A 14,010-nucleotide genomic window follows, 5' to 3' on the forward strand; every position below is an offset into this window, starting at 1 on the left:
CTTGCTCCTCACAAGTTTACAGGAATTATCCGTATTAACAAATAATATTGTCCCTTGCCGGTAGGACACAAACACAAAAAAAGCGGCCGCCAGGCCGCTTGCAGTTAGCGCACTAACTGTTAACTTCTCTCTTTGCGAAAATAAAAACTGAAATGCAGCCATTTGCTAACTGGAAGTTAACAGAAAGCAGATTCCCCCCCTCTTCCCATAAAAAATATTATATATATATTACATAATTCGCTTAATTTAGCGCTCGTCCATACCACATCATTCTTTCATGAGAAGCCTGTCAACTAGAGTACTTTTTACGGGTCTGCTGATCCTGCTCATCGTTCACTGCATCCCCGCCTCGTCGAGGTCTGTATTACCGTCTGCACATAATACAGCTCTTTTCAGGCTCACCCCCTTCCGTTATTCCAATACCTGTGTAAATGATAAAGTGACCTTCCTGATCGATAATACCAATGGCATTACGACCGTGCAGTGGAATTTTGGAGACCCTTCCTCCGGAAATGCGAATACTTCTGCCAACATCCGTCCTGAACATACTTATACCGCCACCGGTACTTACACAGTCACGTTGACCGTCAATCGCAATGGCGTACAGGACGTAACAACGCAGGATATTACCATCGTAGCGCCCGTACCACACGATTTCGGACCACAGGATATGATACTCTGTGAAGGACAAACGGCCGTATTGAATGCCCCGGTAGTGCCGGGTGCTACCTACCTGTGGCAGGACAGTTCTACAGGTCCCAGCATTGTCGTAGATACCACTACTACTTATAAAGTGAAGATCAATGGATGCCTGGTTCCCGACTCCGTGAATGCCTTCTTTACACCTATTCCCAAGCTGGACCTGGGAGATGACCATACATTGTGCCTGGGAGAAAGCATACGGCTGGATGCTACTTCGCAAAACAGCACCTATCAATGGAATACAGGCGAAACTACCTCTACCATTGTCGTAACCAAAAGCGGATATTACGAGGTGCAGGTAAATGCCGCGGGTTGCGGTACCTATACGGATGCCGTGACAATCAATATCGCCGGCGGCCCCTATCCACCTTTCAGCCTAGGACCGGATACCCTACTATGCCCCGGTGAATCAGTAACACTCTCCCCCAATGTACCTGGCGCTACCCGCTACACCTGGAGTACCGGATCAAGAGCGCCCAGCGTAACGGTCCGTAACCCCGCCGATGTATGGGTATTTGTACAGATCGATAATACGTGTGAAGTATTGGATACCATCGGCGTCCGGTTCAATGCGTTGCGTAATATCAACCTGGGTAATGATACCACCATCTGTAAAGGGGAATTCCTAGTGCTGACAGCCGATTACGGGCAAGGCAGCTATCTGTGGCAGGATGGTTCAGAACAGGCCACGTTTTACGTACGGCAGCAGGGCATTTACTACGTGCGGGCGCAGATAGGCCGTTGTATCTCCTCAGATACGATCATGGTACGTTACGACGATACCTTGCGGGTCAACCTAGGCCCCGATACCGTATTGTGTAAACAGGAAATATTAAGACTATACCCCGCAGGTGCCGGTGGCAACTTTAAATGGCAGGATAGTACTAACGTACCGGTATACACGGTTACACAACCTGGTATCTATGCATTGGTAGCCAATAATACCTGTGGCCGTGCCGTAGACTCAGTAACAGTACAATATAAGGATTGCGAATGCCAGCTGTATTTACCAACGGCATTCAGTCCGAACAATGATGGCAAAAATGATCTGTTCCGGCCGGTATACCGATGTCTGCTGGCAGAATACCAGTTAAGTGTCTATAACCGGTGGGGAGAGCGGGTGTTTTTTACCACCGATCCGCAGCTCGCCTGGACAGGCTATAAAAACGGCAACCCTATCGACATAGGCACCTATGTCTGGATACTGGATTATAAAAGCGCGGATACCCGTCAGCAAGTACATAAGACCGGTACCGTCACCGTAGTATATTAATATCGGAGTACGCCGGATGTCTACCGGGCAAAGTCATGGAATTTAGCGATAAAAGCGGCAGTTTCCCGTTTCTTGAAAGCCACATCCCAGGTACCGCTGTAAGTCACCAGCGAGGGGATGAGCAGACCACCGTGTTTGGTCATTTGTACATTCATCTTCACATCAAAGTCGAACAATAATGTCTTGTAAGACAGCGCATATTTACGCCCTACTATCTCGAAGTTTTCCTTGTTGAAATAGGTGATCAGCTCGTTGATAACGACATCTGCACGGTCAATGCGGTTCAAATCCTTTTTTGTTTTGGCAGAAAATACATAACAAGCCGTACCAAGGTATTCTTCGGAAGTGATGGAAAAGTCATAGAAACGCATCACATCCCGGTCGAAGATGGCTACCTTATGCCCAACGATGGGCACACCGCGTACAGGTTTACCAGGATTGAAGATCAGCTGCTTAAGTTGGGTTTTATGCTTTTCCATGCTGCCGCCTGACTTCTCCGCAGAGTTGCCATAGGCGTCCGTACAAACAGTACCTTTTGTAAAGAAGAGATTGGCGTATAGTTCAGCAGTATAAAAGTTATAGTTGCCTTTGGCAGTGTAGAAGTTGCCCGTGGTCTGCTCGTCGAGCACTTTCATGGTACGACAGTACCCCTCCATGGTTTGCTGGGTACGGCTTTTAAGAGATGCCTGTACTTTACCGCCACGGTCGAATATACGGATATCATTGTCAGCAGTAAACCCCAGGAGACGCAGATTTTTAAAGGCACGGTAGAAAGTGGTATCATCTTCCACTCTTTTGATGAAACTGTTGATATCGAAGCCAATGCGTTTTGCATTAACAGTTACTTCATCCAGGTTAACAGTCATTCCTTTGTAAATAGCGGTGTCCTGTGCAATCAGTTGTAGTTGTAGGAGGCCCAGGCAGGTGCATAGGCCAATGCTTTTCCATAATTTCTGCATATGCGCAAATTATGGATTTTTAGATAGATGTAGGAGAAAAAGGACAGGCCTGCGGTTGTAACACCGCAAGCCCGTTGATTTTTATAGTAAACCGGTGTCGTCAGCGATTAGTCGACTTTTCCGGCTACGTACATCTGATCCAATGTTGGTGCAGGTGCACCACCTTTTTTCTCAAGTGTTACGGCGAACATCTGAACGTTGGTCGCAGCTCTCATCTTCAGGACAAGTGCTCTGTCACTGCTGATATCGAATACGCCGACGTCAACTGGTTTGCCATCTACGATTGCCCACAGTTGATATTGTTTGTCTGCAGCAGGCAACGGTAATTTATTAACATGGAGGTATACTTCGGAAGAGCTGGTATTCCAATATACCGTAGCGGTAGCATCCGGATGAGGAGCCGTACCAGGCAGGTGTATTGTTTTAGTAGCGGGGTCTGACATAGCGTATACGGATTGCTCCAGTTGTTCAGCCCTTGTACGATAGAGTTGTTTCTCTGTCGCCAGGTTCTGGTGCTGGGCATATAGTATGTCATACTTTTCCTTGTAACTATTGTATTTACCGAAGTAGACATAGTTGATGGCAAGGCTGGCTAGTAGCAGCACAAATGCCGCTATGGCGACCCACTTCCAGGGATTGGGAGGAGCAGATGCTGTTGTCATGGTGGATAGTTGTTGTGATTATTAACGGTTAGGAAATATGGTTTTAAGGTGCTGTCAGGAGACGGACACACGCTGCAGCAAGTTATTCTTAATTCTGATAGGCGGATGGATGGCACTTAGCTGTATATATCTTTCAATATCCAGTCGGCAGGCTTCTACTTCGGCGGTAAGGGCTGGGGATAATGACATGGCTACTTCGAGCTCGCGGGCGTCTTCCTTAGAGGCCATGCCAGTGATATACATCTCTATGATACCGGATGATATAAAACGTTCGTCGTTCACTCAGTTTTTGTTTAGAATCCCTTTAATATAGTCCGCAAATGCATAATGGCATTGCGCATGCGGGTCTTTACCGTCCCCAGAGGGATCTCAAGTACTTTCGCTATTTCTTCTTGTGTACAGCCCTTGTAATAAGCCAGATCGATGATGGCACGTTGCTCCTTGTTCAATTTTTCCAGTACTTTGGAAAGACCCAGGTGGTCAACAGATTGGTATACGGCCAGGTGACCAGTATATAAATGTACGTCATTACCTATGTCTTGGATTTTTTGATCCAGCTTGAAAGACTTTGAACGCAGGATATCAATAGCTGTATTACGCGCAATATTCAACATCCACGTGAAAAGACGCCCCTTCTCATTGTCATACCGGTCAATGTTCCTCCATATCTTCAGGAATACCTCCTGCAGAGCATCACCAGCAATATTTTCTTCATTGAGGACTTTCAATATTACGCCGTATAGCGCCGGGGAGTAATGGTCATAAAGATAACCAAATACCTTCTGGTCTCTGGCTTTCAGACCTTGTACCAATTCCGGCTCCGAATATGTAAATGCGGATTCCAAATCAATAAGATAGTTATATGTTTAGTACAATGGGTGTAGTTAATCAGTTGTCTAGCACACACTTAGACGATGGATAGTAATTACAATCGAACGGGGTCTTTGTTAATGGTAACCGTACAGATGACTGGAAGTTAGGAAAAAAAAGTAACAATTGTAAATAAAAAAACTATCAGTCTAGTGTTGTCATGGAATACTACTGTGTTACTTTACCGGTTACGAACAGTTGCTCCATAGAAGGGGTCCTATTGCCGCCCTTTTTCTCCAGCGTAACGGCAAAAGCCTGTGCCCGGGCAATGTTCTTCATACGCAACATAGTACCACTTTCATGTTCAGGAGAAAACACACCAGCGTCTACCGCCTGATCATTAACAATAGCCCAAAGCTGATATTGCTGATCGGAAGCCAACCTAGGCAGTACCTGTGGCAGAATGTAAAGCACCTGGGTCTGCGGATTCCAGCAAATAGTAGCAACACTGCCAGCATGACCCGATACACCAGACATTTTGATCCATTTGAAACCAGGGTCCTTCATCAGATCCAGCTCCTTCTCCATATCCTGCATCTTCGTCTGATAAACCTCGTTATTTTTGGTTAGCTTGTTCTCCCGGTCCGACAATATAGCCACCCTTCCCTTCACGGTACTATACCGGCCGAAATAGATGAAGTTGAAGTAAAGGCTGCAGGCAAGAAGTACAAGGGCAGCAACAGCAGCATATCGCCAGATCTTGTTTGATGAGAGGGGTACAACATGACTATGATTTTTATGGTTTTCGAGGTTGTTGGGGACAGGGGTCGCAGAGGTGCTAGTGCTACGTTTAACAGTTGTTGTTGTTATTGGGGGGCCCTTAGGCGCATGGTTCGTCTGACCGTTACTGACGGCATGTTGCTCCAGTATACCCGGAATAATTCGCTTTTTGAGCTCCGGAGGAGGAATTACAGCATTGAGATGTACAAGCGCTTCCATATCTTCCTGGCATTGTCCTACCGCAGCACGGATCTCAGGATATCGCAGCATAAGCCGCTCTAATTCCTGCATGTCATCTGCAGAAAGAAGACCCGTGACATAGTTTTCTATGACCCCGGAAGATATGTAGCGTTGTATATCCACCAGCTTAAAACTGTTTTAAGATATTCCGTAATTGAATGATAGCATTACGCATTCTGGTCTTTACCGTACCAAGCGGGATATCGAGCACCTTGGCTATCTCCTCTTGTGTACATCCCTTATAATAAGCCAGGTCGATAATAACACGTTGTTCTTTGCTCAATTTTTCTACCACTTTGGATAATCCCAGGTGGTCAACAGATTGATGCACCGTTAGTTGCTGCTCAAACAATGGACTGCCACTTCCCAACTCCTGCACCTTCTGCCCAAGTTTATGAGCTTTCGAACGCAAGGTATCTATCGCCGTATTACGGGCAATGTTAAGCATCCAGGTGAAAAGACGTCCCTTTTCCGGGTCATAACGGTCTATACTGCGCCATATCTTCAGAAATATCTCCTGCAAGACATCACCAGCGACGGTTTCGTCGTTGAGTACTTTAAGGGCTACACCATACAGAGCCGGAGAATAATGATCATATAAGTAGCTGAAGACCTTTTCGTCCCGGGCCATCAAACCTCGGACTAGCTCAACTTCTGTATATGTGAGTGCGGATCCCAAGACAGATAATGGATATTGGTTGTAGATAGCAAAATAGCAAGTTAATATAACATTACAAAATTTTGCCCTATTTTATTATTTATGGAAAACCATCTTATAATCGACCTTGATCTTCCCTTTGGTAATGTCCTCCAGCTTGCCTTTAATCATACGCCGCTTCAGAGGCTTCAGATGGTCGATGAATAGCTTACCGTCTATGTGATCATATTCATGGAAAATAACCCTGGCAGTAATGCCGCTAAAGGTACGTTCATGGGGCTCGAAATTTTCGTCAACATAGCGTACTGTTACAGTTTCAGGACGATATACGTCCTCTCTTATTTTGGGGATACTAAGGCAACCTTCATTATACGGCCAGTCGTCTCCATCCGTCTCCACAATATGAGCGTTAATGAACACCTGCTTAATGCCATTATCACCCTCATACTCCGCTCTTTCGTCTTCCTCCAGACTATTGATGATCTGCTCACTATCTACAACAAACAGACGTATAGGTTTGTTTATTTGCGGCGCTGCCAATCCCACTCCGCTCGATGCATACATGGTCTCCCACATATTATCAATCAACGTCTGCAAGTTGGGATACGCAGGAGTAATATCTTCACAAACTTTTCTCAACACAGGATGTCCGTAAGCTACAATTGGTAAAATCATTCTATCAATATATTTTCAAATTCTTCAAAAGTACGGATTTTGACGGGAATGGGAAGACCTCCTATTTATACTGCAAGTATTCCTGCAGCAGGATCGTCGCACTGATCTCATCTACCAGCGCCTTATTTTGCCGGTCCTTTTTACTCAATCCACTGTCGATCATCGTACGAAACGCCATCTTGGACGTGAACCGCTCGTCCATCCGACGGGTCGGTATATCCGGAAAATGCTTCTGCAAAATACGTACACACTCATTTGCCATAGCAGTAGCATCCGTAGCATTACCGTCCAGTCCTTTAGGCTCCCCAATGATGATGAGCTCTACCGATTCCTGCGCCAGGTATTTTTTCAGGTAAGGGATCAGCTCGTGTGTAAGCACAGTAGTAAGTCCGGAAGCAATCAGCTGCATCGGATCAGTAACCGCCAGTCCGGTTCTCTTTTTCCCATAATCAATTGCCAGTACACGGGCCATATGCAAGTAGTATTGTGGTGATATTTAATGTTATTAAACAGGTGACCCTAATGGAAAATCAGCATATCCGCAATAGCAAATACAGCAAAAACAACACTGGCAATACCATTGGTGGTCATAAAAGCCAGGTTGACGCGGCTGAGATCGTTTGGCTTCACCAACAAATGTTGAGAAAGAAGCATAGCAATGAAGACACCGGCCCCTATCCAGTAAAGCCAGTGGAACTGCCCATATACGCCAGCACTGATGACCATCGCCGCAGATATCAAATGCAGGAACTCCGAGAAACGTAACCCACCAGCCTTTCCCAACCAGGTAGGAATAGAATTGAGCTGCTGGGAACGGTCAAAATCTTCATCCTGCAAAGCATAGATAATATCGAAACCAGATACCCAACAGATAACCAGTATAGAGATCAGGATCGGAAGCAGGGCGAACTCGCCGGTAACAGCCAGGTAAGCGCCTATCGGCGCCAGGGAAAGACCAAGACCGAGTACAAGGTGGCACAAAGCAGTAAAACGTTTGGTATAGCTATACCCCAATACAACCAGTAATGCCACAGGTGAAAGCGCAAAACAAAGCGGGTTGATGAACCAGGTGGTGACGATAAACAGCAGCGCATTGCCAATAACAAACAGTAGCGCATTACGGGCAGAGATAATACCGGCAGGAATCTCCCGGGAAGCAGTACGCGGGTTGCGCTTGTCGATCTCCGCATCCAACCAGCGGTTAAATCCCATGGCAGCACTGCGGGCAAACACCATACAAAGCACCACCAACAACAGCACCATCCACCGGAACGGTTGATCCGCCTTGATAGTAGCCATAAAGAAACCAATCAGGGCGAAAGGCATCGCAAAAATGGTATGCGCAAACTTCACTAAGGAAAGATATTTATTAACAGTGGCAATCATTGCGGCCGGCTATTTTTAAGTTTTACAAATATATCCCATACTACAATACCAGTGCTTACCGAGATATTCAGCGAATGTTTCATACCCAGCTGTGGTATCTCGATACAACCGTCCACCAACTTCATCACTTCGGCGTCTACCCCCGATACCTCATTGCCAAATACAAGCGCCAGCGGCTGACCAACCGGCGGCTGGTACTGGTCCAGCATATGACTTTGAGCCGCCTGCTCAATAGCCACAACATAGTACCCGGCCTCCTTCAGGCTGTTCACAGCGTCTACCGTAGTAGGGAAATACTGCCATTCAACAGTCTCCGTAGCACCCAACGCTGTCTTGTGGATATCACGGTGTGGCGGAATAGGCGTGTATCCGCAAAGAGCAATTCCTTGCAATAGGAAAGCATCTGCCGTACGAAACACGGAACCCACGTTGTGCATGCTCCGGATATTGTCGAGTACAAGCAGCAACGGCGTTTTATCTGCCTCTTTGAACTGGGTAACCGTTTTGCGGCCCAGTTCGTCCATATTTAATTTACGCATAAACATTACAAAGATACGTGCCAATTACGAAGTTACCACCTACTACCGGCACGCTCCCCGCCATGCCGGCTGTAACCCGCCCCACTCCTGCCTCCCAGCCGGCAACAACACCAATGTGGGTTAAAAGCGGCTTGGAAATTGGCTACTGGAATATATATTTGCGCATGGCTAAAAGCAAATCAGAAGAAACCCCGCTCATGCTACAGCACAAGGCCATCAAAGACAAATATCCCGATGCCGTGCTGTTATTCCGTGTGGGCGACTTTTATGAAACCTTTAACGAAGATGCCGTTATCACCGCCAAGGTGTTAGGTATCGTACTGACCAAACGTGCCAATGGCAGCGCCTCCTATGTAGACCTGGCAGGTTTTCCACATCATGCGCTGGATACCTACCTGCATAAACTCGTCAAGGCAGGCTACCGCGTCGCCGTATGCGACCAGCTGGAAGATCCCAAATCAGTAAAAGGTATCGTAAAACGAGGCGTGACAGAAATGGTAACCCCGGGGGTCGCTATCAATGATAAACTTCTGGAAAATGCCAGTAACAACTTCCTGGCAGCCGTACATTTTGATGGAGAAATAGTAGGCCTGGCCTTCCTGGATATTTCTACCGGCGAGTTCTTCGCAGCACAAGGCAACGAAGAATATGCCGACAAACTCCTGCAGAGCTTCAAACCTGCCGAAGTAGTATACGCCAAACCACAACAGAAACACTTCCGCCAGGTATTCGGTACCAAATTTTATACGTATGCACTGGAAGAATGGGTGTTTACCACCACTTATGCCAACGAAGTGCTGCTCAAACATTTTGAAACCCATTCCCTCAAAGGATTCGGCATAGAAGGTCTGTCAGCTGCCATCATAGCCGCCGGTACTACCCTGCATTACCTGCGCGAAACAGAACATCCCCACCTACAACATATCACCGGCATACAACGGGTAGACCAGGACGACTTCCTCTGGATGGACCGGTTTACCGTCCGTAACCTGGAACTACTGAACAGCAGCGTAGAAAATGGCTATACCTTACTCAACGTACTGGATAATACAGTAAGCCCCATGGGCGCACGCCTCCTGAAACGCTGGCTCGTATTCCCATTGCGGGATATCGCCCAGATCAATGAGCGACTGGATGCAGTAGAATATTTCATCCGCGAGACAGACCTCTCCAAAGCATTGCGCCATCACCTGAAACAAATGGGCGACCTCGAACGGCTAGTATCCAAAATACCACTGAAAAAGATCAACCCAAGAGAAGTAATGCAACTGGCCCGTGCCCTCCAAGAAGCCGGACACATCCAACAACTGCTGAAAGATACCGACAACCCATACCTGCAACAACTCACAGCAAAACTCGACCCCTGTGTAGCCATTCAGGACCGTATCATGAACGAAGTAATGGAAAATCCACCAGTGCTGGTAAATAAAGGTAATGTGATCCGGGAAGGTATCCACGAAGTGCTCGACGACCTCCGGAATATCTCCAGCACCAGCAAAGATCACCTGCTACGCGTACAACAGGAAGAGTCCGAAAAAACAGGCATCCCCTCCCTGAAAGTAGCCTTCAACAATGTATTCGGATACTACCTGGAAGTAACCAACGCTCACAAAAACAAAGTACCCGATACCTGGATACGTAAACAGACACTAGCCAACGCCGAACGATATATCACCCCCGAACTGAAAGAGTACGAAGAGAAGATCATGGGGGCAGAAGAAAAAATACTGGCACTGGAAGTACAACTGTTCGACAACCTGCTACAAGGACTACAGGCATATATACAACCCATACAGCAAAATGCCCAGGTACTGGCCCGCATAGACTGCCTGTTATGTTTTGCACACAATGCCGTACAATACAAATACCGCCGGCCACAACTGACAGAAGGATTTGACCTGGATATCAAAGAAGGTCGCCACCCCGTGATTGAACGGGGACTGCCCGCCGGCGAATCCTATGTCGCCAACGATATCCTGCTGGATAAAGAACAACAACAGATCATTATCCTCACAGGCCCTAACATGAGCGGTAAGTCAGCATTACTGCGGCAAACAGCTCTGATCACCCTGATGGCACATATGGGTAGCTTCGTACCTGCCAACGCCGCCGTAATCGGTCTCACCGACAAAATATTCACCCGCGTAGGCGCTTCCGATAACCTGAGCGGCGGAGAATCCACCTTCATGGTAGAAATGAATGAAACAGCCAGCATCATCAACAGCATTACACCGCGCAGCCTCGTAATACTGGATGAAATCGGAAGAGGTACCAGTACCTACGACGGTATCTCCATCGCCTGGAGCATCGTGGAATACCTCCACGACATGACCACCCATCAACCCAAAACCTTATTTGCTACCCACTATCATGAGTTGAATGAGCTGGAAAACAAACATGCACGGGTAAAAAACTATCATATTACTAACAAGGAATCAGGCAATAAAGTAATCTTCCTCCGTAAGCTGGCGCCAGGAGGCAGCCGCCATAGCTTCGGTATACATGTCGCCAAGATGGCCGGTATGCCGCCACAACTGCTGGAACGTGCCAATGAAGTCCTCTCCCACCTGGAAGAAAAACATATTGACGCCCCCTTACAACAAAACATCAAAAAGGTGGCAAATACACCTGCCCGCATGCAACTGAATATCTTCGATGCCCACAGCGATACCTTCCAGCAAATACGGGAAATGCTCACAGCAACCGATATCAACCGCCTGACACCAGTAGAAGCATTGCTGAAACTGAACGAGATCAAAGAACTGTTGAAATAACCTTTATCTAACTCATTATACAAAAAGGCGGACCATTGCCGGTCCGCCTTTTTATTTTTCCTGGTACTATCTGCACAAATGACTAAACACAAGTTGGATAATCTGCACATCTATCCTCCACAAATACCTGCCAGCCAGCAAGTTGCATCTTTACACATTCATCATCTTATTGATTACCAACCCATTGCAAACTGTTTGTATAAGCAAGGTATAAGCGTTGTATAAGCGTTGTATAAGCGTTGTATAAGTATCCTATAGCTCTCCTGTATCATTCGTATAGCATTCGTATAAGGAACCACACAAAAAAAGGGCTGACCAGTTTATTGGTCAGCCCCTTGATATCACACAATATGTTTACACTATTTTTCGTCGAGCACATACTTATCCAGGGACTTATACCCCGTAGTCAGTTGCTCATCGACGACATACACCTTGGGTAAGGTGACACAAATAGTGTGGCAGCGCTCTTTACATTCCTGCAACAGATAAACAGGTTGATAAATGATTGTCGCTAACATTAGATTGCTCTTTAAATACAATAAGGTGACATGCTATTTTTCAACGGGTTACTATACACGTACAGAGGGAAGCACAAAGGGAAAACGAACCATGTAACATCCATATGAACATCTCCTCAATCCACGAAGCGTTGTTCAATACAAAAGAGGCAGGTCTCCTGACTTGTAACCAGCTGGCCATCCTTCCCGCTTTTAAAGCAGTGGCATATTAAGACCGCGGGTTTTGCAGGGGTGTGGAAAAAAACCGGGGCTGGCCAGTTGGCCAACCCCGGGTCGTCGGTAGATATAAAATCTGATATTATCTCTTATCCCACCATACACGGCCATTGTTAATATCCTCGATACCACTTCCATATTCACCGGTCTGCTGCATTTCCTTTACAGCAGCTTCAAAGTTAGGACGGTTCTCGATATTCGGCAGCGGCAGTGACCAGCGGCGGGGCACATTCACTTTGATTCCATTAGTATAGAATGGCTCAAAAGCAAGCACCTGACCACCTTCTTTAGGATAACCCGTACGTTTGTACGTACCCCATGCCTCATGTGGCATCTTGAACAGGTTGATCAGCTCCTGTACACCTATTTTCTCCAGCATATTGTCAGTAGAACCACTCAGCTGATTTACAGGTTTCGCCAGGTACGCCTGGATCTCCTGGTCGTTTACCGCCTCGTAGTCTTTTACCTTCGCAATAGCAGCCATTCTATCATAAGACTTGACAGAAGCAGTCACCCCTTTGTTGAACCATCCTTGTGCATCCTGTGCAATGATACCGCGAACAGACAACTCCGACATCATAAAGCACAATTCAGCATAAGTCAGGATAGGCTGCGTATACTGTCCACCACTGATGTTGTCCTTACTCAGGTCAAACAACCTTTTCTGCAGCGGAGAAAGGGTATCGAAACGAACAGTCAGGTCTTTGCCGTCTACTTTCACTTTGTATTCCTTGGTAGCATACAGCGGGGCGTTAGCAGCTACCTGGCGGGCATCCGGACTGGCAGGCAACCCTACGTACTGACGAGGATTGTATACCGTGCTGGCCGGTAATATACCCAGCTTCTTCAAGCTATCGATCGTTTTCTGTGTATATTGATTTTTCTGGAAGAACAAGCGGATACGTGGATCACCATTATCATACATGAAATCGATCATATTTTTGGCAGCAACCATCGGACTGCCATCCACATTCCAGTTACCATCATTGGCAAACGAGTTTTCCGCTGCGATAAATTTCCACTCCTCTTCAACGGCAGTGAACAAACCAGCTGGACTGGCGATCACTTCCTGCGCGATTGCCCGCACTTTTTCCTGATCACGTTTCAACAGGCGCATCGCTATCTTAAGACGTAATACGTTAGCTGCTTTCGCCCATTTACCACGGTTACCGCTGTAGAAAATATCGCCGCCGCCGTAAGTAGCCTGGTTAGGCAGATCCTGGGCAAGCAGACCAATAGCATCTTTCAGCTCTTTATCCCAGGTGGCGAACAAAGCGGCCTGGTTGTCATATTTGGGCGTAAATAGGCCATCCTTTGCTTTCCAACCCTCCGTGTATACAATGCTACCGTTAGCATCCGCTACTCGCCATGCCGCATATACTTTGATCACAGTAGCGATAGATACAACATGCTGATAGCGGGTCCGCTGCGCTTCAGGCATGGCAGCCACAAGTCGCTGGATCTCGGAGAGGTTACGGCCGATCGCTTTTTCACCATCGCCGTAAAGTGCCTTATAAAAACTATTGGTATTCGTAGGGCTGAACAGGCCGCCGGTGCTGGCCGTAGGCGTAGCAGTAGCAAACTGTGTCCAGCGCATCAGGTATTGATAGTTGTCGTAAAACCACTCGAAGTCACGGTCCACCACTGATTTGACAGCAGAAGTGATAAGCAGCTCCGGCGGTACGTTATCACTTACATCCGGGCGTGTATTCAGTTCTTCGAAGTCTTTTGTACAGGCGCTTAGCGTAAATGCCAGTGCCAGTGTTCCTATTCCGAATTTATTTATAAGTTTCATGTGGTCAAGTTTAAATGTTCGAC

Annotated in this window: 14 protein-coding genes; 2 read left to right on the forward strand and 12 right to left on the reverse strand. The window is 46.9% G+C overall.

The window, feature by feature from the left end:
• Window positions 1–277 precede the first annotated feature (277 nt).
• Window positions 278–1,975, forward strand: a complete 1,698-nt coding sequence (locus tag KTO58_RS17530) for a T9SS type B sorting domain-containing protein (protein ID WP_095838120.1) — start codon at window positions 278–280, stop codon at window positions 1,973–1,975.
• A 20-nt stretch (window positions 1,976–1,995) separates the two neighbouring features.
• Here KTO58_RS17530 and KTO58_RS17535 read toward each other — a convergent pair whose 3' ends face one another.
• The 10 genes from KTO58_RS17535 to KTO58_RS17580 all read right to left on the reverse strand — a co-directional run bounded on the left by KTO58_RS17535 (window position 1,996) and on the right by KTO58_RS17580 (window position 8,684).
• Window positions 1,996–2,934: a hypothetical protein gene (locus KTO58_RS17535; protein ID WP_095838119.1), complete on the reverse strand. Its 939-nt coding sequence runs from the start codon at window positions 2,932–2,934 to the stop codon at window positions 1,996–1,998.
• A gap of 107 nt (window positions 2,935–3,041) precedes the next feature.
• A complete protein-coding gene (locus KTO58_RS17540; RefSeq protein ID WP_095838118.1) occupies window positions 3,042–3,596 on the reverse strand; it encodes an anti-sigma factor in 555 nt (184 codons plus the stop codon).
• A gap of 54 nt (window positions 3,597–3,650) precedes the next feature.
• Complete coding sequence (locus tag KTO58_RS17545; RefSeq protein ID WP_157752880.1) at window positions 3,651–3,878, reverse strand: hypothetical protein; 228 nt, start codon at window positions 3,876–3,878, stop codon at window positions 3,651–3,653.
• A gap of 11 nt (window positions 3,879–3,889) precedes the next feature.
• On the reverse strand, window positions 3,890–4,441 hold the full coding sequence (locus KTO58_RS17550; RefSeq protein WP_095838116.1) for an RNA polymerase sigma factor: 552 nt from the start codon (window positions 4,439–4,441) through the stop codon (window positions 3,890–3,892).
• A gap of 193 nt (window positions 4,442–4,634) precedes the next feature.
• Window positions 4,635–5,549, reverse strand: a complete 915-nt coding sequence (locus KTO58_RS17555; RefSeq protein WP_095838115.1) for an anti-sigma factor — start codon at window positions 5,547–5,549, stop codon at window positions 4,635–4,637.
• Between the two features lie 4 nt (window positions 5,550–5,553).
• Window positions 5,554–6,057 (reverse strand): RNA polymerase sigma factor, encoded by a 504-nt coding sequence (locus tag KTO58_RS17560; protein WP_225859807.1) that lies wholly within the window; start codon window positions 6,055–6,057, stop codon window positions 5,554–5,556.
• A 123-nt stretch (window positions 6,058–6,180) separates the two neighbouring features.
• A complete protein-coding gene (def, locus tag KTO58_RS17565) occupies window positions 6,181–6,759 on the reverse strand; it encodes a peptide deformylase (protein ID WP_095838113.1) in 579 nt (192 codons plus the stop codon).
• Window positions 6,760–6,820: 61 nt separating this feature from the next.
• Window positions 6,821–7,231, reverse strand: a complete 411-nt coding sequence (gene ruvX, locus KTO58_RS17570; RefSeq protein WP_095838112.1) for a Holliday junction resolvase RuvX — start codon at window positions 7,229–7,231, stop codon at window positions 6,821–6,823.
• 47 nt (window positions 7,232–7,278) lie between these two features.
• The gene (locus KTO58_RS17575) at window positions 7,279–8,145 is read right to left on the reverse strand and encodes a UbiA-like polyprenyltransferase (RefSeq protein ID WP_095838111.1); all 867 of its coding nucleotides are present in this window, start codon (window positions 8,143–8,145) and stop codon (window positions 7,279–7,281) included.
• A complete protein-coding gene (locus KTO58_RS17580) occupies window positions 8,142–8,684 on the reverse strand; it encodes an RNA methyltransferase (protein ID WP_307728738.1) in 543 nt (180 codons plus the stop codon). Before KTO58_RS17580 ends, KTO58_RS17575 begins: the two co-directional genes overlap by 4 nt.
• A gap of 17 nt (window positions 8,685–8,701) precedes the next feature.
• Here KTO58_RS17580 and mutS point away from each other — a divergent pair, with 17 nt between their 5' ends.
• Complete coding sequence (mutS, locus tag KTO58_RS17585) at window positions 8,702–11,458, forward strand: DNA mismatch repair protein MutS (RefSeq protein WP_225859808.1); 2,757 nt, start codon at window positions 8,702–8,704, stop codon at window positions 11,456–11,458.
• 359 nt (window positions 11,459–11,817) lie between these two features.
• On the opposite strand, the gene KTO58_RS17590 is transcribed toward mutS, so the two are convergent.
• Window positions 11,818–11,976, reverse strand: coding sequence for a hypothetical protein (locus tag KTO58_RS17590; RefSeq protein ID WP_157752879.1), 159 nt, complete (start codon window positions 11,974–11,976; stop codon window positions 11,818–11,820).
• A 298-nt stretch (window positions 11,977–12,274) separates the two neighbouring features.
• Complete coding sequence (locus KTO58_RS17595; RefSeq protein WP_095838110.1) at window positions 12,275–13,987, reverse strand: SusD/RagB family nutrient-binding outer membrane lipoprotein; 1,713 nt, start codon at window positions 13,985–13,987, stop codon at window positions 12,275–12,277.
• Window positions 13,988–14,010: the final 23 nt, after the last annotated feature.

This window comes from Chitinophaga pendula, assembly GCF_020386615.1.
Classification (GTDB): Bacteria; Bacteroidota; Bacteroidia; order Chitinophagales; family Chitinophagaceae; genus Chitinophaga; species Chitinophaga pendula.

Bases quoted from the DNA above. Each gene is read 5' to 3' on its own strand.
- KTO58_RS17540 (WP_095838118.1), bottom strand. From the start codon at position 3,596: ATGACAACAGCATCTGCTCCTCCCAATCCCTGGAAGTGGGTCGCCATA.
- KTO58_RS17580 (WP_307728738.1), bottom strand. From the start codon at position 8,684: ATGCGTAAATTAAATATGGACGAACTGGGCCGCAAAACGGTTACCCAG.
- KTO58_RS17595 (WP_095838110.1), bottom strand. From the start codon at position 13,987: ATGAAACTTATAAATAAATTCGGAATAGGAACACTGGCACTGGCATTT.
- KTO58_RS17560 (WP_225859807.1), bottom strand. From the start codon at position 6,057: ATGGCCCGGGACGAAAAGGTCTTCAGCTACTTATATGATCATTATTCT.
- def (WP_095838113.1), bottom strand. From the start codon at position 6,759: ATGATTTTACCAATTGTAGCTTACGGACATCCTGTGTTGAGAAAAGTT.
- KTO58_RS17530 (WP_095838120.1), top strand. From the start codon at position 278: ATGAGAAGCCTGTCAACTAGAGTACTTTTTACGGGTCTGCTGATCCTG.
- KTO58_RS17590 (WP_157752879.1), bottom strand. From the start codon at position 11,976: ATGTTAGCGACAATCATTTATCAACCTGTTTATCTGTTGCAGGAATGT.
- ruvX (WP_095838112.1), bottom strand. From the start codon at position 7,231: ATGGCCCGTGTACTGGCAATTGATTATGGGAAAAAGAGAACCGGACTG.
- KTO58_RS17535 (WP_095838119.1), bottom strand. From the start codon at position 2,934: ATGCAGAAATTATGGAAAAGCATTGGCCTATGCACCTGCCTGGGCCTC.
- KTO58_RS17575 (WP_095838111.1), bottom strand. From the start codon at position 8,145: ATGATTGCCACTGTTAATAAATATCTTTCCTTAGTGAAGTTTGCGCAT.